General features: G+C 41.0%; 19 protein-coding genes and 3 pseudogenes. 10 read left to right on the top strand and 12 right to left on the bottom strand.

Features of this window, described 5'->3' with window-relative positions; translation table 11 throughout:
* Positions 1–252: 252 nt before the first annotated feature.
* The 8 genes and pseudogenes from DP114_RS34840 (at position 253) to DP114_RS09425 (ending at position 6,987) form a co-directional block, all read left to right on the top strand.
* A pseudogene (locus DP114_RS34840) lies at positions 253–549 on the top strand (nitric oxide synthase oxygenase).
* A 291-nt stretch (positions 550–840) separates the two neighbouring features.
* A complete protein-coding gene (locus DP114_RS09455; RefSeq protein ID WP_171975966.1) occupies positions 841–1,755 on the top strand; it encodes a bestrophin family protein in 915 nt (304 codons plus the stop codon).
* A gap of 188 nt (positions 1,756–1,943) precedes the next feature.
* Positions 1,944–2,634, top strand: a pseudogene (locus tag DP114_RS09450) (molybdopterin oxidoreductase family protein); the annotation flags it as partial.
* Between the two features lie 407 nt (positions 2,635–3,041).
* Complete coding sequence (locus DP114_RS09445; protein ID WP_171978147.1) at positions 3,042–3,497, top strand: phosphate-starvation-inducible PsiE family protein; 456 nt, start codon at positions 3,042–3,044, stop codon at positions 3,495–3,497.
* 19 nt (positions 3,498–3,516) lie between these two features.
* Positions 3,517–3,969, top strand: coding sequence for a nitrate reductase associated protein (locus tag DP114_RS09440; RefSeq protein ID WP_169265194.1), 453 nt, complete (start codon positions 3,517–3,519; stop codon positions 3,967–3,969).
* A 203-nt stretch (positions 3,970–4,172) separates the two neighbouring features.
* Complete coding sequence (locus DP114_RS09435; protein ID WP_171975965.1) at positions 4,173–4,772, top strand: DJ-1/PfpI family protein; 600 nt, start codon at positions 4,173–4,175, stop codon at positions 4,770–4,772.
* 63 nt (positions 4,773–4,835) lie between these two features.
* Positions 4,836–5,151: pseudogene (locus tag DP114_RS09430) on the top strand (zinc ribbon domain-containing protein); the annotation flags it as partial.
* Between the two features lie 435 nt (positions 5,152–5,586).
* The gene (locus DP114_RS09425) at positions 5,587–6,987 is read left to right on the top strand and encodes a PrsW family glutamic-type intramembrane protease (protein ID WP_169265196.1); all 1,401 of its coding nucleotides are present in this window, start codon (positions 5,587–5,589) and stop codon (positions 6,985–6,987) included.
* A gap of 274 nt (positions 6,988–7,261) precedes the next feature.
* Here the strand turns inward: DP114_RS09425 and DP114_RS09420 are convergent, their stop codons facing one another.
* From DP114_RS09420 to DP114_RS09410, 3 genes are all read right to left on the bottom strand, one after another.
* A complete protein-coding gene (locus DP114_RS09420) occupies positions 7,262–7,909 on the bottom strand; it encodes a hypothetical protein (protein ID WP_169265197.1) in 648 nt (215 codons plus the stop codon).
* A 147-nt stretch (positions 7,910–8,056) separates the two neighbouring features.
* The gene (locus tag DP114_RS09415; RefSeq protein WP_169265198.1) at positions 8,057–9,646 is read right to left on the bottom strand and encodes a CHAT domain-containing protein; all 1,590 of its coding nucleotides are present in this window, start codon (positions 9,644–9,646) and stop codon (positions 8,057–8,059) included.
* Between the two features lie 271 nt (positions 9,647–9,917).
* The gene (locus DP114_RS09410) at positions 9,918–12,206 is read right to left on the bottom strand and encodes a PP2C family protein-serine/threonine phosphatase (protein WP_169265199.1); all 2,289 of its coding nucleotides are present in this window, start codon (positions 12,204–12,206) and stop codon (positions 9,918–9,920) included.
* An 858-nt stretch (positions 12,207–13,064) separates the two neighbouring features.
* On the opposite strand from DP114_RS09410, the gene DP114_RS09405 reads away from it, so the two are divergent.
* Positions 13,065–13,334 (top strand): hypothetical protein, encoded by a 270-nt coding sequence (locus DP114_RS09405; protein WP_169265217.1) that lies wholly within the window; start codon positions 13,065–13,067, stop codon positions 13,332–13,334.
* 561 nt (positions 13,335–13,895) lie between these two features.
* Here the strand turns inward: DP114_RS09405 and ndhM are convergent.
* Both ndhM and DP114_RS09395 read right to left on the bottom strand, forming a co-directional pair.
* Complete coding sequence (gene ndhM / locus DP114_RS09400) at positions 13,896–14,270, bottom strand: NAD(P)H-quinone oxidoreductase subunit M (RefSeq protein ID WP_169265200.1); 375 nt, start codon at positions 14,268–14,270, stop codon at positions 13,896–13,898.
* A gap of 52 nt (positions 14,271–14,322) precedes the next feature.
* Positions 14,323–14,868, bottom strand: coding sequence for a LeuD/DmdB family oxidoreductase small subunit (locus DP114_RS09395; RefSeq protein ID WP_169265201.1), 546 nt, complete (start codon positions 14,866–14,868; stop codon positions 14,323–14,325).
* A 473-nt stretch (positions 14,869–15,341) separates the two neighbouring features.
* Here DP114_RS09395 and DP114_RS09390 point away from each other — a divergent pair, with 473 nt between their 5' ends.
* Positions 15,342–15,620: an Npun_R1517 family heterocyst differentiation transcriptional regulator gene (locus DP114_RS09390; RefSeq protein WP_048869887.1), complete on the top strand. Its 279-nt coding sequence runs from the start codon at positions 15,342–15,344 to the stop codon at positions 15,618–15,620.
* A gap of 795 nt (positions 15,621–16,415) precedes the next feature.
* Here DP114_RS09390 and DP114_RS09385 read toward each other — a convergent pair.
* The 7 genes from DP114_RS09385 to DP114_RS09355 all read right to left on the bottom strand — a co-directional run bounded on the left by DP114_RS09385 (position 16,416) and on the right by DP114_RS09355 (position 22,890).
* Complete coding sequence (locus DP114_RS09385; RefSeq protein ID WP_169265202.1) at positions 16,416–17,111, bottom strand: response regulator transcription factor; 696 nt, start codon at positions 17,109–17,111, stop codon at positions 16,416–16,418.
* Positions 17,112–17,356: 245 nt separating this feature from the next.
* Positions 17,357–18,097 carry a class I SAM-dependent methyltransferase gene (locus tag DP114_RS09380; RefSeq protein WP_171975964.1) on the bottom strand — a complete coding sequence of 247 codons (741 nt, stop codon included), beginning with the start codon at positions 18,095–18,097 and terminating at the stop codon, positions 17,357–17,359.
* Positions 18,078–18,851, bottom strand: a complete 774-nt coding sequence (locus DP114_RS09375) for a polysaccharide deacetylase family protein (RefSeq protein WP_169265204.1) — start codon at positions 18,849–18,851, stop codon at positions 18,078–18,080. The genes DP114_RS09380 and DP114_RS09375 overlap by 20 nt, the downstream gene beginning before the upstream one ends.
* Entirely contained in the window at positions 18,844–19,575 is a 732-nt protein-coding gene (locus DP114_RS09370) for a glycosyltransferase (protein ID WP_169265205.1), read from the bottom strand. The genes DP114_RS09375 and DP114_RS09370 overlap by 8 nt, the downstream gene beginning before the upstream one ends.
* Positions 19,576–19,882: 307 nt before the next feature.
* On the bottom strand, positions 19,883–20,560 hold the full coding sequence (locus DP114_RS09365; protein WP_171975963.1) for a class I SAM-dependent methyltransferase: 678 nt from the start codon (positions 20,558–20,560) through the stop codon (positions 19,883–19,885).
* 29 nt (positions 20,561–20,589) lie between these two features.
* On the bottom strand, positions 20,590–21,837 hold the full coding sequence (locus tag DP114_RS09360; protein ID WP_171975962.1) for a hypothetical protein: 1,248 nt from the start codon (positions 21,835–21,837) through the stop codon (positions 20,590–20,592).
* An 87-nt stretch (positions 21,838–21,924) separates the two neighbouring features.
* Complete coding sequence (locus tag DP114_RS09355) at positions 21,925–22,890, bottom strand: glycosyltransferase family 2 protein (protein ID WP_171975961.1); 966 nt, start codon at positions 22,888–22,890, stop codon at positions 21,925–21,927.
* Positions 22,891–22,926 lie beyond the last annotated feature (36 nt).

Here is a 22,926-nt window from a genome sequence, read left to right as displayed (position 1 = left end):
GCGACGCCAGTCGCCTAGCTGTCGGGAAAGCCTACCAAGAGCGCTGCCTCACCCCGGCGCTGGCTCGTCTTGGCGGTTTTTAATAACCCAAGTTGCTAGTTATAAAAAAGCGCCTCTTTTTAAGTACAAAGTCTTAAATTTTGGTGCCTACCAATACGCAAAAAGTATAATTCAGTATCACATGATACGATTAAGGAGTACTAACTAGCAACTTGCGTTAATAGGTAGTCTTCTGGCGGTTCAAAGTTTGGGATGACGATATTGTTAATGATTGCTGTCCTGCACTCATACAAAAAATATGGTGTCAGGATACTCGATCACCACGCCTTAACCGCTTCCTTTATGCTGTTTGTAGATCATGAACAATAGTGTGGTCGTCATGTTTATGGCGATCGCATTTGGCTGATTCCACCAATATCAGCTTCCACGACTCCGGTGTATACCGTAGAGTTTGAAAATCGTCTTCTCAAACCAAATTATTTCTATCAACGTGACCCCTGGCAAACAGAATCTGCTGCTACTAAGTGTCCATTTCGTCATCAGGCTTAATACCCTTTCACAAAAATCCTGATACATTTGACTCCCCCTACTCCCCCACTTACCCGCTATGTTCTAACTTTAAAGTGAAACGGTATAAGCACCCCTCGCCCCTAAGTTTTCATGCGTAAGTCGTAAATATTTTGTGTGTGGGTGCGTTCGTTATGAGCTATGACAAGAATTGGTTTAAATTAGTCCTGAGTTTCAGAGGTTCTGTTATTTGGGATATTAAGTATTAGGTGTGGGATAATAGCGATTGAGACATGGTTATCGCTAAATAGCAGCTTGAGGATAGATCCGTTGATGGGAAAAATATCAAAAACTACTGCCAGAAAATTATGGCTTAGAGAAATATTTAGATATCAAGGTTCTGTTATTCCAGGGATTTTACAACGTTGTCTTTTCTGTGCTGCATTTGGCATTATAATTTCCTTTCTTTACTTCAATAAATTGCCTGTTTGTCAACCCATTTTAGGCAGTGTAATTCCCAGTATTGTTTTAGCTTTATTACTAGTATTTCGTACTAATACAGCTTATGAGCGATTTTGGGAAGGAAGAAAACTTTGGGGTAGTACAGTTAACACTATCCGCAATTTAGCTTGGCAAATTTGGGTTGCAGTTGACGAAGTTGAACCTGGAGATCGAGAGCGTAAAATTAACACATTACGTTTATTGTCGGCGTTTGCGATTTCAAAAAAGCGATTTCTTCGTTATGAACCAGCTAGTGAGGAGTTAAAACCTTGGGTTTCGCCCTCTCAATACAAGGTTTTGCAAAATATTCAAAATATGCCGTTAGAAATCACTCGTTGGTTAGGAGATTACTTGCAGCAGGAATACAAGCGAGGTGTTTTAACTAATTATCAATTGGCTACTATTCACACTTTAATGAATGACTTGATGGATAATCTAGGCGGCTGCGAACGCATTTTGAAAACACCAATCCCCACAGCCTACGTCATTCATCTGAATCAACTGGTACTCATCTACTGCTTAATTCTGCCTTTTCAGTTTGTCAAAGATTTAGGTTGGTGGACAGGTCTATTTGTAGGAATAGTCAGTTTTGCTTTGTTTGGGATTGAGGAAATTGGAGTGGAAATAGAAAATCCCTTCGGTTACGATTATAACGATTTACCACTAGATAAAATTTGTCAAAGCATTCAGAATAATCTTGAAGAATTCATAGCTTCTCAAACAAACCAAGACAGCATGGAAGCGTAACCGTTCACAGGAGTAGAAACGCTACTGTAAGAAATAGGCAGCTTTGGTCCTTTTTTACGCTAGAAAAATTCTGCTTAAGGGAGAACCTTAAAATAATATGAGTTCTGAAAAAATTGGTTGAAATTAGTTCGGAGTTTGCGTGACTGAATCTACTAAAACTCTGTGTCCATAATGTTTTCGCTCACTGGTCAGCCTTCACCATCTACCAAGACGCTTACTATCCAACAGAAACCGCTGCTTACGTTCACGTCCTCTTTCGAGCTGCACAGTGGAGTGAGAAAACTGGCGTGATGACCAATTCTGAACGCATGGTCACGCTGTGTGCAGCATTCTGCCGACCGCCTAGTGAAGCAAAAGCAGATTGGGAAATTTTGCCAGGAGTTGGTCGCAGGTTGGGTTACCACAAGGAGTTAGGCTTTGCTAATTGTGCTGAAGTTTATGCTGAATTTGTCAAACTCACTGGCGATCGCCCGAACCGTTTGTTGAGATTCATCCCCGTGATGCTGCACGGTTGGGGATTATAGATAACCAATGGGTGGGAGTGCGATCGCGTCGGGGGAAAGCTAGGTTTGGGGCAAAAGTTACGAAGGCGATCGCCCCTGAAGAGTTTTTGTCCCTATGCATTGGGGTGCAGTTTGGGCAGATAATGCTGAAGCTAACGCTCTCACCCACCCTGAATCTTGCCCCGATTCACTCCAACCAGAATTAAAAGCTTGTGCAGTACAGCTAGTGGCGATTCATGTTGATATCGAATTGGGTAACTTTCAACAAACACAGGGGTGTAAGGGTGTAGGGAAGCAGCTCTCAAAGGGGCTTAGGCTTGGTCAGTCGGACGCTCACATCTTGCATCTGAACAATTTAATATTTTTTAAGCACTAAGTATTAAGCCTGAAATACCTGATTTACTAAAAATATCCGCATCATCCAATGTATCTTTTTTTGTGCTTTTTTAGTAAAGCATGGTTTACACGTATAGGTACAAGATATTAGTATTATGCATTGAAAGAATCGTTATCAACTGTCACCCTAAGAATGCTAAGCTGCTATACATACACCACAGTATGTTTAGCGATAAAAACAATTCGTCAATAGTTAATAGTGTTTAAAATTCTTGACTATTGTTTCTTGATGGTCTCTTAGCTTTAGCTATGCAAAAGAAAAAAGTGCCATTTCAACACAAAGGACAAATCGACAAACCATCCTTTTTCCATCCTATAGATTTATCTTGGTGGTTTTTCTTTTTTCTTTTTACTATTGACTTTTTACTTTCTAGGGGAGCGCTGCAGATGCGAAAGCTATTCAAGCAAATTGCAGAAAATCTCAAAGATCATAGGTTTATGCACTCTATTGAAAATATAGAGGTGGTAGTATCTAAGTTGCTATCTCTTTTTATGGTGATAGTGATTGTAGCAGCAATTATTGATCTAGGAATTTTTTTGGTACAAGAACTATTTACGACACCTCACGGAAAGTTTAACACAATATTATTTGAAATATTTGGTTTATTCCTTAATATATTAATTGCTTTAGAAATCTTAGAAAATATCACGGGTTATCTAAAGAAGCACGTCTTGCAAGTAGAATTAGTTATTGTGACTTCCTTAATTGCTATTGCTCGTAAAATTATTATTCTTGACTTAAGGAAAGTAACAGGTATTGATATTATCGGTTTAGGTATTGCTATTCTTGCTTTATCAATCAGTTATTTAATTATTCGATTCAGTAACAAACAAAATAATTAAAGCAGAGCTAAATATTATTATGTCAGAGTTTTTTGAGTTTGAAGCAGATTTTGTTGATTCACTGCGTTGTATTCCTATGCAGGTGCGTCAAAAACTTGATATTTGTGGCATCAAGTTAAAGTTATCTGATTGGAGTCATTTGACGAAAGCTGATCGTGAAGCTTTGGTTGAATTACCTTGCTCTACAGAACCTGAAATTAAAACATATAAGGAATATCTCCAGAGCCTGATTTTAGAACGTATTGGCACACCAGTTGCGGAGTTACCAATAGAACCACATCCCGCATGGTTAGATGCTAAAAGTGTACCAACAAACCTCCAAGAGAAAGCGAGAGAATGTGGCGTCACGCTTTCTCCTCAACAGTGGGCAGAATTAACTTCATTACAACGTTTTGCTTTGATTAAACTTAGCCGTCCTGGACATGAAAATCCAAATTTTCCCAAAGCTTTGAAGGAGTTTCATTTAGTTTGAAGAGTCATTATTCATTAGTAACGCATCTGAGGAATTCAGAATTTTTTAAAATATGTTAAAATTTTTAAAGTTAAACTGTTTCAGTTGGACATGAAGGTAAAAAGAATTATATCTTTGAAAAAAATCTAATCTAGCAGCACTCAAAAAAGCAAAAATCAATTAATATTAACTCATAAATTAATGATTAATCAGTAAAAAATCAAATGACTACTAAAAAAATTTTGATGCTCCTAGGAGACTATGTCGAAGACTACGAGGTAATGGTTCCCTTCCAAGCTTTGCAGATGGTGGGACATACCGTTCATGCTGTTTGTCCAGACAAAAAAGCTGGAGAAAAAGTTAGGACTGCTGTCCACGATTTTGAAGGTGACCAAACTTACAGTGAAAAACCCGGTCACAATTTTACTCTTAATGCTTCTTTTGCAGAAGTAAAAGCTGAAAACTATGATGCATTGGTTATTCCTGGAGGACGTGCACCTGAATATATCCGCCTCAATCGCATGGTACTAGAAATTACGCGCCATTTTGCCCAAGCAAACAAGCCCATTGCTGCCATTTGTCACGGCTTGCAGTTGTTGGCTGCTGCTGATGTCCTACAAGGCAAAAACTGCACTGCTTACCCTGCTTGTAGCACGGAGGTGTGGCGTGCTGGTGGTACTTACGTGGATGTTCCAGCTAATGAGGTTGTCATTGATGGTAATTTAGTCACAGCACCAGCTTGGCCTGCTCATCCCCGTTGGTTAGCAGAATTTCTCAAAATACTGGGTACTAGGATTGAGCATCTGGAAATGGCTGCTGTTTAGCTAGCACTTAAAGCCATTTAGGTATGAGCCTTTAACTTCTTCGTCGTAAGTCCCGCACTATAAGGTATAAGGTTGGTTGAGATAGATAGATGGTTTCCCTGTTCTAAGCTCTGCTCTAATTGTTTCTATCAAGTTGGTGATATGCCGTTAGACGTGAGGGATTGGACTTGCCCTCATTGTGGTATTCACCATGACCGGGATGGAAACGCAGCTATCAATATTAGAACACAAGGAATCAGAATGCTAAAGGCGGAAGGTTCAGCCGTCTGGTGCTGTAGGAGGGGAAGTAAGACCAAAAATGGGACGAAAGTCTCATTTGAGGCATTCGCCTATGAGTACAGAAGCCCACACCGTATCCGACAGGGTCGGTGTTGGGTAGTTCACGTAGCGCTCTTAATCCTCCGGGGAGAACCTCCAGTTCCGCTTCGCTTAAGATCTCTGGGCGTGCACTTTGCGCATACGTCAGTCGCCTGGCTGCCCTTGAAAACGCCACATGCGACAGATTGCACCGAAGCCCCTTCTAAGGTGTTAACAGTCAAGCGTTTAGAGTTCCCGTTCGGCTGATCCTCTAGGCGTTGCTTGTTCCCTGTGTTTTTTCGGAGGTATAGTGGTAAAAACTATAAATATGTCAATTGTCAACGGTAAAAATGACCAATGTTGTGTCAAAATCTATGTTTATTTTGATTTTTTTAATTTCTCATTGATAAGCAGTGACTGAAGCTATAGTGGATTTAGCAATTTTGCTGTTGTGGCTAGGGTTAAGTCCTATTGCCCAATTATTTTAAGAAATACTTTAGAAACACCCTGCAACTCAATGACAGGTAAAAATGCAAGACAGAATGCAATTCTGCGGCAAGTGTCTGGTATTGGAACTTCTTTTGGATCGGAAACTTGTTACTCGCTGCTTCCCAGTCAAGAGGTAGTTATTGGACGTGATCCCAGCTGCCAAGTTGTGTTAGAGGCCATGTCATATCGCATGGTATCTCGTCGCCATGCAGCTGTTCGTCCTCTGACTTCATCTGCAGATGCTCAAGCTAGTTGGTTAATCTGTGATTTGGCTAGTGCCAATGGCACGTACTTAAATGGACAACGATTGCAGGGTTGTCAGCAATTGATGAACGGAGATAGCATTACTCTGGGTCATGATGGTCCAGAATTTGTTTTTGAGTACGAACAAAACCACGAACAAGCCACTGCGATCGCCCCACCAGCAGCAATACCACTTACTCCAGCAAATAGTTATCCAACACCAACCTCGGCGCATTATCGACCTCCCTCAAAAACACCAGATGCGCTTAGCTTCACTCAGCTGTTTCCGATTATTTCTACTGGCAAAGATTTAACTCGTAAAGCTTACCTGATACCGGGAGTTCTCACAGTTATCTTCGTGGTACTTATGTTTGCCACCGTAGGTCAACCACAAGCCAACCAAGTCATAGTCGCAATTTATATAGCCTCAGCAGCTTACTACTTTATTTATCAGTTGTGTGGTAAACCAAAGCCTTGGTGGGTGCTGTGTGCATCGGCATTGACGACGGCAGTGATTTTACTGACTCCCGTTTTGGATTTGTTTATCTTTGTGTTTCGCGGTCTGTTGCCTGGTAGTTTGCCCTCAGAACAGGAGTCCATTACTTTAACAGAGTTGCTGGTGCGAATGTTTTTTGGCGCTGGCTTAATGGAGGAATTACTCAAGGCAATACCTTTGCTGATAGCGTTTATGATTGCTAAGGTAGTCCCGTCACCGTGGAGGGAACGCATCGGTATCACGGAACCTCTTGATGGTATTCTACTGGGAACAGCTTCTGCTGTGGGTTTTACCCTATTGGAAACTTTAGGACAGTATGTGCCTAATATAACTCAAAGTGTCTCAGCACAGTATGGAGCAGGAGCTGGTAATTTGGCAGGTTTGCAACTGGTGATTCCACGAATTCTCGGTTCTGTTGCCGGGCATATGGCTTACAGTGGATATTTTGGCTATTTTTTCGGTTTGGCTGTACTCAAACCCTCTAAAAGTTGGCAAATTTTGCCAGTTGGTTATCTGACAGCAGCGGGATTACACGCTTTGTGGAATACAACGGGAATTTTTAACGGTTTGCTGTTGGTGATTGTTGGGGTTTTGTCTTACGCCTTTTTAATGGCAGCTATTCTCAAAGCTAGGGTGCTTTCACCAACGCGATCGCAAAACTTCGCTACCCGTTTTCTTGGACGTAAGTAATGAGTGCAACAAGATGATCACGGAGATGGCGGATGATTGATTGATAGTTGACTCTTGTGTCTATTATCGACTACTGTTGCTGCACCCATCTAATACTTTGTACTTTTATATACATTGGCTTGATTGGGAACTCACTACCAACATATTAAGTCAGACATTTTGTGTCTCAATCAGAAAAACCCTGCATTTTTACATAAACAACAAAATTATCGCTCTTCTGGCAAGATAAGTTTTCCTCGCCCGTTGGATAAAAGCAGGAAATAGGGAACAAATCTTAGACTTCTTCTTCAATATTCTTGAGTTCATCAAGCGCATGGTAAGCAATTGCCAAACTTACCTTTGCTTTCTCAACTTCAGATAGATTTGTCCACTCGCGATCGCCGACGTGATCTACAACTGAGTTTACATTTTTGTGTTCACCGCTCCTCATTGCGTAAGCGAAAGGACGAGCCATAACTAAAAGATCATCTGTTTCCCAATTAGGTAATACAGATTTTACACAACTTACCAGTTGTTCACCCTTAGATTGCCCTGAATGAAAAATTTCAGCAGCTTTGTGCGCAATTTCCGTGATCCAATCTTGAGGGACACTAGCGGCGAAGCCTGCTTGTAAATTTTTTTGAAGATTCACTAAGATAGAAGATTTTGTAGTAACTTTGTACTGCCGGGAATTCAAATTATTGTGCCAAAGTGTATCCAAGCAATTATAGAAAGCTTGGGAACGTTCAGTCAGTTCCTCATCAAGAACGTCCTCAAACTGGAACTGTTGTTCTAGTTGTGCAAAATAGTTTTCTGATTGTTCATCAGCGGGATTCCAAGGATATGTAGCATCCTCGGGTTCAAGCAGTGCTTCTAAAAGCTGGAGATCAACTTGAGACCGTAGGGAATGAGAAGTTTTTGATTTGTTGATTTTCTTAACCATTGTCGCTCGATCCTTTGTTAATTATTTAATGTACATACACAGCTACAACTGCCAAAGTGTCATTTCCGCAAAAAGAATGCCGTTCTACCAAAAAGTACTGGTTTATTTAGCTATATTTCAATGGTAGAAAATCAGTGTTCCCAACCCTTATGGTGGGGAATTATCAACGATGAACTCCCAAGGTTGACTTCTGGTACTGCCAAACTTTAACTGCATGCCAGATTGTAACGGGACTTCCTGACGATGGATTTGTTGCCAACCATCAGATTGACAAACCCAGGTTGTACCGTAGGTGGACAAATCTTGCAAGTAATAGGTTCGCACGGCTTTTGCCCCTGTGAGACTATTTCGACATAATATCTCAGCATGGCGTTTTGAAACCGAAGGCTCTGGAATGACAATATCATTATCTCCGGTGCGCCCGATCCGGGTGATCCCAGGTCGCAATAACGAAGTTTTCCCTCCTGGGGAGAGCGATCGCAAACAAGCATTGGAAACCAAAGAAGCGATTCCCGGAATAGAAGTTTCTGGGAGTTCTGTGATCCCCTCATCAAAATTTTTTATCAGTTCTCCATCATAATCTGGATGCAGGTAAAGAATCGGCAATGTCCAAGCGGGTTGATTGAACCTGTAAACTATTAATAGTTGTTGCCTTGCTTCTGTCACGGCTTCATCAATTGGCAGTCGCTTTCGCAAACCAGCAGTAAAAGCTTGAATAAAAGTCTGGCTTTCTTGAGATGCTATTTCATCACGCATCGCCAATACTGCAGGCAAACCTTGACGTATCAGCACTTCTGCTAAACTGCTGTGAGGCACAGCCTGGTGATTAGCAGCTGCTGGTTGTGCTCCCCAACAAGCATTGAAAACTGCTAGTTTTACACCTGTACGAGTCAATACTTGGGCTAATTCCATCCCATTGAGGGTCATACCCGGTCGCAAAAATAACAAACCTCCGTCTGGTCCTTGCAGACCGTGACCTGCGTAAAACAAGACGTTGTATGCCTTAGTTTCTAGCTGTTGAATTAACTCAATAGGAGTTGGTTGCAGCAGTGTCTTCACCATACAAGGTGCATAACCACTGTTATAGTTTGCTACAATAGAACTATTGGAAAGAGTTTGTTCTAGTATATTGGCTTCTTCATGAAGTTCTAGATGCTTTTCATCCTCGCCCAAAACCAGCAGTATATTTAACCCCTGTTCTGAGCGTAAATACGGTAGAGGTTCGACTTCACTGGTGGTACGACTAAATAGTATGTGTTGCGACAGAGAAATGGCAGATTGACCTGGTTCGCGCTGCATAATTTCCCAAGGCAGGGCAATTAGATTCGGATCACGAACTTCCAGTCGCACGCGCAAACGCGTATGCTGCCCCATAGCAATGCCACGACTGCGTTCAAAGCTATTGAGAATTGATCCGTCAAATACCCAACCCCACAAGCTAATTCCTAAATATTGCATCAAACGAGCAGTGTAACTGGTGGGTTGAGCTGAAGTTGGGGCAGCAAAATCCAGAGGAAGAGGATTTGTCTGTTTGGGTGTTGCTCCTGGGGAAATATCTAAGCGACTGTGACCAGCAAACATTTGCTGCCACTCAAGCCATGCTTGAGTAAGATGTTGAGGCCATAGACAATCATGTAGAACATAGCCACTAGGATAAGGAGCATTCACCACCCAAATGGCGAAACTGTCATTGCCGGTATTGATGAGACGGGCGATCGCCAAGTTAAGGGATGGCATGGATTCGTTAGTCTTGGTTAATCTATAGAATCAAATAATTTCAAATAACAATTTTCAAAGGCAAAATTTCTACCTTTTCAGTTTTTGATTTAAAGTTATATCATCTATACTATTTCGGGCTTCTACCAGTTTATCGAGTTTTTGACGAAGTGCTGCTCTTCGGCTAACAGGTGTCACCTACTTTAACCAGTTATCTGTTATCTGTTATCAGTTTTTGTTAACAACTCTTAAGAGTTGACCCTCCGCGAGATTTCATTGCTGTGGCACAAACTCAGTTGTTCGATTCTCCATCAGGATCTGTGGAAGCGTCTTTTGAGGGCTGACATAGTCTCGCCACTTCTGGTTGAGCTTTGGGGATATTTAATGACTTGAATTTGGAGAATGAAATTTTCACTTCATCTCCTGTCTTGAGTAAAGGTTTTTTTGCTGTGGCAGAAGTTGGTTGTGAGTTAGATGAGCTTGCTTGCCGGTTAATAGAGCAGACTCGCAGATACATACTCGCGTTTTTCTCTGTTTGCTGTTGCTTGAGAATTAGCAAAACACTACCTTTTGGGGCGATCGCGCCTTTTGGGGGCGAGTTCGTTGTTGTGAATTCTATTTCGCTGTTAGTTTGAAGAATCACTCCTGGTGCATTCACATTGTCTTTAGCCGAACTGTCCTGAGAACCACTTGTGATCGGCGGTAGCGGCATAGATGGTATTCTATCCGGACTTATTCTTGGTGAGGAGTTGATAGAGAGCAACTTTGGACCCCATAGATATGCCAACAAACCGATAACAACAAATAGCAGCGGAACAACAATCACCTGTAGCGGTACTTTTAGACTTTTGGCGGGCTTAGTTGTTGGCATTACTTGAGTTTTTTGATTTCTACCCACAGGTGATGCAACTAGTGGCGTTTTGATCGCAGTGTTAGAAGCTATTGGTAATGTAGAGAGGTTAGCAAGGGAAGTGTGAAGGGTTGATTTTGGTTCTGAGTATTTAACTTGGCAGTGTACTAGCGCGATCGTGACATTATCGTGTCCATTTTGAATATTCGCTATTTCTACTAATTTATCTGTGACTTTAGCTATGTCATAATTTTCAGTAAGAATGGGTAAAATTTCTGTTTCCCAGTATTGATCTACGCGGTCAAAGTCACTCAAACCGTCAGAGCACAACAGAAAAACGCTATCTTCGTCGAGAATAAATCGTTGTGAAGTCGGATGCAATGAATTACTAGCACTCATGCCCAATGCCTGCACCAAAGAACCTGATGCTCCCTGTTGCACTGCATCTCGGTATGTGGCATAGCCCAACCGTACCTCACGAGAAGCAACATCGTCATCTAGGGTGACTTGATAGCAACCAGAGCGTGTAATCCAGTAAGCACGACTATCACCAACGTGACCAATGTACATTTGATGAGCAATGGGCAATGCCATTACTAGGGTTGTGCCCATGCGTTGACGCCCTTGCCGATGTTCGTCGTCGTTGCGCTCACTGATGATGTCATTGGCTGCTGCGGTTGCCCCTTCTAACGAAGCAAGTACAATAGATGAGTCTATATGCTCAGAAGGCAATTTCGTCAGTTCATGCAGTTGTTGTTGAATCGTTTCAATGGCTAAAAGTGATGCAACATTGCCTCCCTCGTGTCCACCAATGCCATCACAGACAATAGCTAAACCTGTTTGTGATGGTGGTTTGCTGACAATACTGCCAGCTGGGGGGTAACAAGCATCTTCATTACGTTGGCGACAAGGTCCTGTGTCAGTCTTGGTGACTATTTTGATAAGAGGTGTTTGGGTTTGCCCTAATTGTGTCAACCCCCTGTCTATAATCGCAACGAGTTGCTCACCAGAGTGTATAACTCCCGCAATCAGAGAACGACAAATTTCACTCAAAAATTCGGCGATCGCTCCTTTGGCTTGTGGCTGCAACTCCTGCCAAAATTCCCCGAGTTGGGGTAAACCAGGCGAAGTTTGATTGTCTTGACGCAATTCCAATAAGCGTACTAAAGACCCTTCCACTCTGACTAACTCTGGGTTCAGTAAGCTAGAGGCTACGCCTTCACTCGCCAGAGGTTGCCACAAATTAGCTATCTGCCACAGCAAATTCAGTTGGCGTATTGATGTTGCGTTATGCCAAGCTGTGGTTAATTCGTAAGCAATTTGGACTTCCAAGGGTTCTGTACTGTCTAGCACAGAAAGCGGAGGTTTTTCTAAAAGTAATATTTCTTTATCATAAGTGTCGCCACTTCTCGGCAGGATTCCATAAACTTGGGGTACATGCAAGCGGTAGGGAAATAGCCGCAAGTAAGGTTTTACTGCCTGTGCATGTTCTCCATTTGGCGTTTGGGGCAACAAACCAGGTTTGGTATCCAAAACAAGCGCCTTGCTGATAACCAAATAGCGATCGGCTAATAATTCTCCGGCATTAGCCAAGATTTCCCCGTCTGTCACAGCCCAGAGGAATCGTTTAGGCAGGGGTGTGGAGCATCGTAGGCAAAATTTGTGTGTCAGGGGGTTTGGAGCTTGACAAAGTTCATTTGTGCAGTAGAGCGTTGCCGCATCATTTTCCATAGTCTTCGCACCGATCAGCGGATTGGCATTTTTTCAACAGCATTGGCAGCGGCACTGTTGACCGCTCATTACGATTTGGATTGGATCACGATTTTAACTTGCGAACTCAGGTTCAAATAGTAAAATTTGGAAAAATTTGCGATAAATATAATAGATATTTTTCAGTCGGTAAGCAATGCCACCCACTGGCCTGACTCACACCAAACAGGATAAGGCATAGAAGCGATTTGTGTTGTTTGTTTATCAACATACAGCATTCCCACCCAAATTGGTCGTGAACTCTAAAACTGACCACTAAGGTTATTCTGAGCGAGAAAATTCTTGTTCACAAACGAAAGGGAATAACTGTAGCACGCTCAAAAGCACTCTGGGATGGGTAAAGTCATGTCACTTGGTCATACAGTCCTAGCATGATTACAGATGTATCTTAAAAGAACAGATGTTGGGACTAGAGCTTACTTCACCAAAATTTCATACCTTTACTGACATAACTTTGTCAAAGCTTCATCACCTCCCCTCTTCAGGATTTTCTTTAGAGAAAACTGTGTTTGAAGTCACAAGTTTTTTTCTTTGCTTTTTTTAATTGTCTATCTCAATGTGTATAAAGTGTCAAGTAGCTTGATTTTACACTTTAATCCTGGTTCAAAGAAATTATTCCATCAGAAAGAGGAGATAACTCAGCTTTTTCTCTAATTTATATGTAGGTGGTAATCAATTGACTTTAAAGACCAACAGGTAAAATTAAAGGACGTCTTGCTAGTTACTATTAGCTTTTCACAGTGACTCCTCTTTTGGGTTATTGATTACATGACCATTGCCAATGAAAATTCCACATATTTAAGAATTGGTGAAATCCGAATGGAAGATAACAAAGAAAAAGAAACTCATCGTGCAGTCAACCCTGGTGACGTCATTTCTGAAGAACCAGAAACAGTCGAAGAAAAAACACAACAACTTGCGGTTGATTCTCCAGATATCACGGGTGAACAAATTCAAGTTCCGGCTTTTTTTGGCGTTAAAGAGCCAGATGGTGAAGAAAAGGCTCTCCATCACGTGAGAGATGCAGAAGAGATCTCTGATGTGATTCGCCAAGCACGAGTAGACGAAGAAGGAAATAGAATTTGGTGAAGTGATATTAAACGGTTTGCAGTCAGCAATTAGCTCTGGTGATAGCTTTCTGCTGCCGTTTTCTACTCAAAAATTTCTGAATCTTACTGAGTTGCAATTGTTATAAATTTTATTATAAGTTATCAATTCCTTAAATAGGTGACATCTTGTACCAATAAAAATTAATTTAATTTAGTCACTCAGTATTAAACCAAAAGTTTTTTATTGAGTTGTCTGTCTCAATAAAAATCACGTCATTTCCTTGCGCATCTTTTTAATTTCTACGGTTTTCTACCCAGAGATGCAAGATATGAGCCACGTACCGGTGCGGTTACGCGTTGGCAACACATGAAAAAACCTACAGAGTTTATCTTCATTAATTTGCGACCTCAAAAGGGGTCGCAAATCAAAATTTTGATCACCTTGGACAAAGTTCATCCAAGCAGCGAATTCAGTACCTGATTTATGGTGAGCCGTACTAAGACGCGAGGGCGAGCGTCAATTGAGAAAAACGGTATACTGCAGAGCAGCTTACAATTTACGAACTTTGTTCTCATTCAGTACTGATTTTCCACTTTTACATCACACGCCATTACCTTCAGTATTTTCCTCAGATGCAACTTGGGGTAGCCCCATGCTGTAATTGGTGACGCGTGCGGAAAGATTGTAGCTGACTTCGCCTTTTTGCAAGAGCGATCGCAGAAAATGCTCCAAGTCGGAGCCAATACGGCGTAAATTGTAATCTATCAGGTCTTCCCCACTAGATGCCTCTACCAGTTCATCAAACTTGCGATAGACCTTTTGCAGAGCATCTTCATTCCAGTTGAATTCGTTGTCTGGGTCTACATCTAAGGTTAAAACCTGACTGCTAGGAACAAGTTCTCCATCTTGATCTATTTCGCCGGCAAAAATCCTTATGTGCCGGGTTGTGGACTTAAGCAGCATCGTGTTATCCATAAGCGGTTTTATTTAGGGTTAATCGCGCTCTCAATCATTGTAGACGCAATTCTTAGCGAGAAGAAATCATGCCTGTCTGACGAGCATAAGCAAAAATACCTCCTGCATCAATCACTGGTCCAATTTCTCCTAAAGGTTTGAGATTGTATATCTGATTAAGAGTGTGGTTAATCAGTTGATTGGTTTCAAAATCTATTGATACCTCATGACCAGTCTCAAATTTGTCACATAATCTTTCTTGTGATTCCCAAGGATAAAGTTCTCCTGTTGCAGCACAATTACGGAAAAAGATACGGGCATAAGACTCGGCAATCACTGCTTTGACGCCGCTTGCACCCAAAGCTATGGGGGCATGTTCTCGTGATGAACCGCAGCCAAAGTTTTCTCCTGCCACAATGATGGGGTAAGTTGTTTTGATTTCGCCTGGAGGGATAAATTTGCCGTAACGGTCTGGTAAACCTGCTAAAGCATAACTTCCAAGCTTTTCGTATTCATCTGGTTTGGAAGGAACTAAGGTAAGATATTCGGCTGGAATAATTTGGTCTGTGTCTATGTTGTCGTCCAAAACGAAAATTTTACCCCTAATTACTTTGGTCATTTCAGTTTCCTGCATTTTTAAATGAATAAATTGTACATTTAGTAATTTTACGGAATTATGGTACAGCAACGTCTGGCTATCATTATATAGGAAATAACCAGCGGATTCACTTACGTGTTAACACCAGTTTTACAGTAACAACTTAAACTCTTATTGACTTGGAGAGAAAGTTGATGTAAAAAGCTTTAAAAAGCTTGAACAAGTTCTTACAGAAACTTTATTGCATGGAATCCTAAAAACTGAATAATAGTTATGGTTTACTTGAACCATAGCTATTGCAGAAAACTGAAAAACCAGAGAGTGAAAATCAAACCGGAAGATAAATTAGGAGAGTAAAATGCAATGAGATTGTTTCCCGACAAACAAGGATTGTTAATTCCGACACTTTGAAAGTCAAAAAAGTATACAGAATTCTTGCTTGAAAAATAGCAGATCACCCAAATTACCTCTTAGTACAAGGAAGTCTAAAAGCTATGAACTTTGAAGCATTACCACGCCAAGTAAATAGTGTCGATGTAGGTGTTTATGAGTGCGAAATTCACCTGAAATTCCGGTTGATAGAAGAAAAAAGTCTGTTGAGCGATCGCGACCAACTTTTGCAGGTTCTGCTAGACGCTTTAACCGAGGGTTCTGACGACTTTTTAGAAACCTTGCAAGCAAATGTCAAGGCTCAAGAAGTTTCTGAGTTCAAAGCTTCACCGCAAATGAGACGCCAATTGATGCGCTTACGCAACTCTGCTGAAGCTAGTTAATACTTAAGTTTGTGTCACCCTACTAATGGCAGATTGTGCATTAATTTTTCCTATTGACAGATTCTTCTAATAATGACTTGGCTTGCTTAACCATCCCCCCACAAACCATAGCGCTGGGACTTATAATAGTCCTCACCCTTAGCACTACGGAAACAATGGGTGCCTACTTTAATGTCGTATTCATGCTTTGCTTTTATAACAGGGTTGTGGTTAGTAAAAATTAGATTTCAGTGTAATTCCCCTATCCGCATTATTCCTCTAAGAATCGAAGGAGCTTGAAAAAATCTGAATATTTTACTTTAAAAAAATAAAAATGGAGGAAAATAGCGAAACCTGAACAAATTAGTGTTGTTAGGAGATTTTCCTTTTTCTCAATGAGTTAAGTAGAATCTGTTGTACTTAAACTCAAGCGTGTTAAAATTAATTTCGCTTGCTCTAAATGGAAAAAATTCGGCGTTAAAGTTGCCATAGGTCAAGATCGTTCAGTAATCTACAGATTGCTACGCTCACGCTCGCAACGGGGCACACACCAAACGTATTCCCAAAAGGATAAACGCGCTGGGAGCCGTCCATAATTGCGGTATGGTGTAAAAAGCTGTATTATGCGCTTAGGCGCACGCTACGCGAACGGACGAGTATGACCTGTAAGACTTCAGAGGGCAAACCCAAAAAAGCAAGCCCAGCCCGAGAATCCCATCCGCTTTTAGCGGTGGGAGTCTCAACTCAAAAATTGGGGATGTAAGAAGCAAAATCTTCTGGTGGCTCTGCGACTTTTCAGAACGCAGAGCGTCAATGTTACTTTGCAAGACCGTGTTCTAAAGCAAAACGAACTAACTCTGTACGGCTATTAGTACCGGTTTTACTGAACAAACGGCTAACATACTTTTCTACATTTCGGACACTCGTTTCTAGACGCCGAGCAATTTCTTTATTCATCAACCCCTCAGCGACTAAGTTTAAAACACTTTGTTCTCTAGGCGTTAAATCAATACTAAAAGGTGCTGGAGATTGAGCTATTGCATTTCTTTGAGTTAACAAAGCTTTGATTTGGGCAATCTGATTAGCCAGTTCGGTAATATCTGGCGTATCACCTTCTTCTGTTGGAGTTGGAGTTCTGGCTATACGGCGTTCCAGTAAATTTTCCACAATAGCCACAAGTTCATCTGGATCAAACGGCTTGGCTAGATAGGCGTCAACACCAGCTTGATAACCTTGGATGCGATCAGTCGTCATACCCTTAGCAGTGAGAAATATCACCGGTAGCGATCGCAAGCGAGGATCGTCCCGCAGTTGTTTGAGGAACTGATAACCATCTACCTGAGGCATCATAATATCAGAAATTACTAAGTCTGGTGTATTTTGCTGCATCATCTCCCAGCCCTGTCGGGCGTTACTGGCAACTTGAACGCTAAAACCGCTCTCTTGCAAATAGTCTTTTACGGCTTCACGCAATCCTGGTTCATCATCTACCAGTAACAATTGTGCTGCCATTTACCGTTTCCTTTGCGCTACTTTTCTCCAATTTAGCGAACTTGAGTCACACTGGGCTACTGGTAAGATGGCGAGACTTGCTCGCGAGGGGGGAAACGCTTAACAGGGAAGAGAAAACTCTTCGCAAGCCAGAAGGGGATGGTGTTTCTTGCACTGGTTAAAGGCTTAGAGTGCCCATAGCATACCGCGATGGTTGGTAGTTAAGGCGCTGCTGAAAGCCCACAAATAGCATTAGGGTGGAATGGTTACTTTAGACATAGCTTTTTTGCTGTTCCTAACGCTATTAATGAGATGCCAAGAGGGAAAGAAACTTTAGACTCAAATCCCAGTAAATTTTCTAAGATTGTTGTCTTTACTGACTCGCTTTCTAGTTCGGCTACTGGGTAAGGTTTGCGTAACCACCGACTATAAAATAAGGCTATGGGAATAAGACTGGCTCCGAAATAACGGCATTTACTTATATTGAAGTAAACAGATAATTTATTGATTAATTCTTTGCGATGATAGCGCCGATAATGAGCAAGCATTTCATCGTGATAACCAAAGAGCCATTGTAAAGCTGGTACCGAAATACCTATTAATCCATCTGGTTTGAGTATATCTGAAAACTTTTTTATCACTGCCTGGTCATCTTCAATATGTTCTAAAACATCATTAGAAATGATAATATCGTATTTTTCTGGTGCTATGTAGTCTTCAATAGTCGTGTGATAAAGGTTGAGATTTTTTATATTATTCTCTAGTTTTAACTTTTGTGAAAGCCTGATAGCTTCTATGTCGATATCCAAAGCATCTACTTGCCAAGTTAAGTTTTGCGATAGCAAGATGTTCATTTCTCCAGAACCACATCCGGCATTTAATACCCGCATTTTTGGTGTTTGAGGTAACCAGTTCATTAAAATTTTGTACTTGGTTAGAGAATAGCGATCGCTAGAACGAGCTAAATAATCAGCCAGTTTGTAATTTCTATCTTCTGATGGTTTCATAAAACTCCGAAAAGTAAACAAATTCGCCTTGGGTTTGCAGCCAAATTAAATATTTTTCCAGACGCTCAACCATTTTTTTTCCGGAGTATTTAGTGATATAATTAGGTAGGTGAAAGTGGGTAATATCAGTAAATTCCCACGGATGAAAATAAAGGCTTATGTAATGGTCGTTTTTGAGAGTCAGTTGAGAAGCTAATTTTATTAACGGTAAGGGAAAATTCTTAAAGCTTAACCAGAACAAGGGAAATTTAATCAGCGGTGTAACTGAAACTGGAATATTAACTAAGTTATTTGAGTAATAGGCTGTTCTCGGTTTGAAAAAGTTATTGTATCTTCCTGGGATGTAAGTAGGATTCATAGACGAGTTATACTTGTATCCTGCTTTTGCTATTTCTGTATCATCTACTTTTTGAAGTCTCGGCATCCTGAAACCAAGAACTTTCTGGCTGGTTATTTCTTCCAAGGTTTGCCGTGACTTCTTTAAATCTTCTAATCTAAAATTGCAATGCTCGAAACCATGAGAAGCTATTTCATGTTTTTGGGAAATTTCTTGAATGAGGGGTTTGTAATAGATAGCAAATCTGGCTGTGACAAAAAACGTGGCTTTGATATTTAATCTTGCCAAAACTTGAAGAATTTCTTTTAATCCTTTGTAAGAAATTTCCATTTTTACTGTATCTTCAATTTTTTCACCGTATTCCTCTGGAATATCGAATTCTTCTAAATCAAAGCTGAGTAAAATAATGCTATTCATATTTTTTTAGTATGAAATCATGGTAGACGATTTGCAACAAATCAAATAACATTTCTATTGAATGCTTAAATAATTTGACTTGTGATTTTTTGTATAAATGTTTTTTGGAAACGACAACTGCAATTTCCCCAATAGTATATCTTTTCTTTTTTGCTAAGTATAGCAATTCTACATCAAAGGCAAATCCAGGGATAATTTGAGTTTTAAATAGATCTTTGGCTGCATATTTGTCAAATCCTTTGATTCCGGCTTGCATATCGGTAAAATTTAATTTTAAAAGACTTCTCGATATGAAATTAAATATTCGACCAGCCAGTATTCTCCGAAAATTAAACCCGTTGTTTTTTTCTGGGGTGAGATTTCTACAGCCAATGACAATATCAAAATCTGCTAGTTTTGCTACCATCAAATCAAGGTAGTCTAAAGAGTAAGCTAAATCTCCATCTAAAAAGCAAATATAATCGCCATCTGCATATAAAGCTCCGGTTTTTACGGCATATCCTTTGCCACGATGAGCTTTATAAGAAAGTAATGAAATCTGCTTACTATTGAACAATTGGATTTGACTTTCTAATATTTCTCTAGTTTGATCAGTTGAGCCATCGTCAACAAAAATAAAATCATACCAAGGTTTATTGACAACAAATTTAAGAACTGAAGAAAAAGTCGCAACTATACATTGTGCCTCGTTATAAACGGGCACAATTATGGAAACTGTGTTCATTATTTTCAAGCACTCCTCACACTATTAAATACATCCAACTCAGCTGTCGGGCATTTAAATTACACTTTTTGTGCGTTGGATTCCTGACACTAGGGCATTCTAGCGGGAAAAAAATCAACAGCTAATTAACGCATGACCATATCTATGTATGGTTATGCGACTAGGGATATACTTATTTCTACCTAGAATACCAACCTTGTTTGGGTTAGTTAATAGGTTAAAATAATCAAATTTTAGAAAAAAATGTCGTCGTGGCGACTACAAAATACTCCTTTTTTGGATGTACGACTCATAAAGAACTCACAAATCAGGATTCATACTGGCTTGGAGAATTCTTATTCGACTTGCACCCAAGGAAAAGAATATCACTGTAAGGACGGCGTGAAGGCATAGGCACGACAGTTGGATCTAACCCAGCATTACGAATAGCTTGGAGCGATTCTTCGCTATCCATAAAAAATATACCAGCACCTTTAGTCGGACCAAGCTTAGTCATGAGCCATTCTTGGGCATAGGTTATAGTATATTTCCACTGGGGACGATGACTGTGGGTTTTCCAAATCAGCACACCGTTTGGTTCCAAAGCACAAGCGATACTTGTCAGAATTGCACGTTGGATGTCAGGGGGAATCAGGTACATAACATCGGCAATGGTGACAGCGTGGAAAGAAGTATCTGGCAAAACAGCGGCGTCACCAACTTTAAATTGGATGTTACTTCTGTTGCTAACAGTACTTTGTGCAGCGGCAATTTTTTTCGCGTCAATGTCAATGCCAAGTACCTGTCGCTGGGGACTGGTGATGGCTAGTAAGTTACTCAGTAAACCGTGACCACAACCTATATCAAGAATTCTACCCTCCTTTGGTACGTAAGACTCTAACTGATATAAATTACTCAAAAACAGGCGAGTGCGGACAAAAAAGCGATCGCTCAATGGCAATGGATCATACAGTGCTACTAGTGTGCGCAAAATATTGTCAGTCACGGCAAGATTCCTTGCTTGTAGTGATGTCCTTAATGCTTAATAAGTTCCATAAACCAACCGGGTGGATTAATAGGAATTGTTACCTTAGTTCCTGTTGGTGCTTCAATAAACTGCTTTGAATAGTTCTTGAATTTTAAGTCAGCAAATGTAGGATAACGCCAGTCTACTACAATACCAGCAAGCATAATCACCAGAGCAATTCTAGCGGTTAACTGTAGCCGACGCGGTCTTGTTGCACCCAATAGCCAAGTTAATATTGTCACGAATGCAAGCATGGGTATAAACCAGTACCTAACACCTGTTCCAGGACGCCATAAAAGCCACCACTGAGGTACAGTTTCGCTGACTACTGGAGACAAAAGCGACATACCGAAAACTCCAGCAGCAAAGATAGAGAAAAGTCGAAGTTCTAAAGGCGCTTTCAGAAGACAGTAAAGGAATAGGGCGGTTCCTGCGACAGCGATTAAAATTGCTATGATACTATACCCAAAAGAAATAGAGCTGATCAATTTACTGCCTTTTTGTCCTATCAAAGCAGCTAAGAAAACTTGACTCGCAAGAATTTTGGTAAAGAGGTCTGGTGTTGCCCCTAAAGAAGTATGAACGCGGCTAGAATGTCCAGTTAATAGAATAGCTATGCCCTGAACGACAGCACCTGCAGTTAAACCTAAAAGTAAAATAAATGACCATCTTTGACGACGTAACCACCAAATGATTGCAGCAATAGGTGCCAGCAAAACCGAAAATGGTCCACTTAATCCTGACAACAGGATGACTGCGATGTCAAAAACTTGCCATACTAGAAGGCGGCTGGGTGTTGCTAACACGACCATGCAGGCTAGTATTGCTAAGTGCCAGTGTGCATTAGTGATGTTGGCATGAGTTTCAAAAGAGTTGGGTAAAGCTAAATACAGAAGTCCCAAAAACAACCTAGTCCGAAGGTTTGGGATTAACTGCGAGAAGCGCACCGAAGCAATAAGATAAACTGGCAGAATCTGAATAACAATTGCAGTTAAATTGAAAATCAACGGTGCCCATAGCAGTGGGAAAAATTGCACAAAACCAGCCGTCAGCCTGGAAATAGTTTGGAAGTAGCCACCCTTAGGCAAAACCAGGGATTGGATTATCCCGAGATTATAAGCTTCAGCATACCAACACTTGCCATCTTCAGCCCAAAATTGTGCATTGAAAAGTGCATCTGGTCTTCTGGAAACCAGAATAGCAAAAGCAGTTATAAAGATCAAAACTTGAAGACGCCAGCCAGCATGCAGCTTCATTTGTTGTTTGTCGATTCGTTGTACTAAGCTGTTCGGGATTTTACCATTTGGCTTGGTAGTATGGTGTCAATCCAAAATCTCAAATCTCTACAACGACTCAATTATCTTGGCATTCTCCGGCAACTTCGCTTCTGTTTGCCCAGCCGCACGTGCGCGAGCCGTGTACAATCCAATAGGAGTACTCACTAAATCTACAAGGCTAGCTTTTCCTGCTAAAGCTTTCACGCTGTCTTTTGGTAGTTCCTTCAACAACCAGCGTCCTAAAAGATAGAAGCATTCGCTGAGTGTGATATCCCGCATTAAATCCACACCGTGAAGTTCATGCAAATAGCGATTTGAGCGTCCGTAGCGCCGCCATTGACTTTCTAGTTCCTTGAGTGTGGCGCGGTGGCGGTGCTTCACAATGGCATTGGGGGCAAATTCCAAACGTCCAATTTTTTGTTGCAAAATTCGCCAACACATATCAGCATCACCTCCACTGGTTAGGTAGGGACGAAACAAACCCACTAGTTGCAAAGCTTGGCGTCGAATTGCTAAATTTGCTGTTTGACCGTAGGGACAGAAGGGATGAGCAAGAGTGTGCTTTTGTGACAGGGTTTCTTGGCGTTCTGCATGCTGTTCTAACAGGGTTTTTCCTGGTAGCGCCAAAATCTCACCGGCGACAAGGACAATATCTTGGTTGACAAAAGGAGCAATTAATGCATTTAACCATTCTGGTTCTGGACGACAATCTGCATCGGTAAAAGCAAGTATCTCACCAGTTGCGGCACGAATGCCAACGTTACGGGCGGCGTAGGAACTTTGGATCTGGTTCTCGCTTTTGGGACGAATTGTGATTTGGGTATTTTCACTCCCTTGTTGAAGTAAGGCAAAAGTGCGATCGCCACTGTTATTATCTACCAGCAAATACTCTACCTGGTGTTTTGGGTAAGTTTGAGCCGATAGACAACACAGCAACTCTGGTAAATCTGCCTCACCGTTATAAATAGGTATAACCACCGATACCTTTGGCAAGAAGGTATTAGTGGTTGTTTCAACTGGTTCATGATTCATGGTTTTGAGATTTTGGATTAAGAATTGAGGACTGTG

The sequence above is a fragment of the Brasilonema sennae CENA114 genome (assembly GCF_006968745.1).
GTDB classification, from domain to species: Bacteria; Cyanobacteriota; Cyanobacteriia; order Cyanobacteriales; family Nostocaceae; genus Brasilonema; species Brasilonema sennae.
This window is presented reverse-complemented; position numbering and strand designations above follow the sequence as displayed.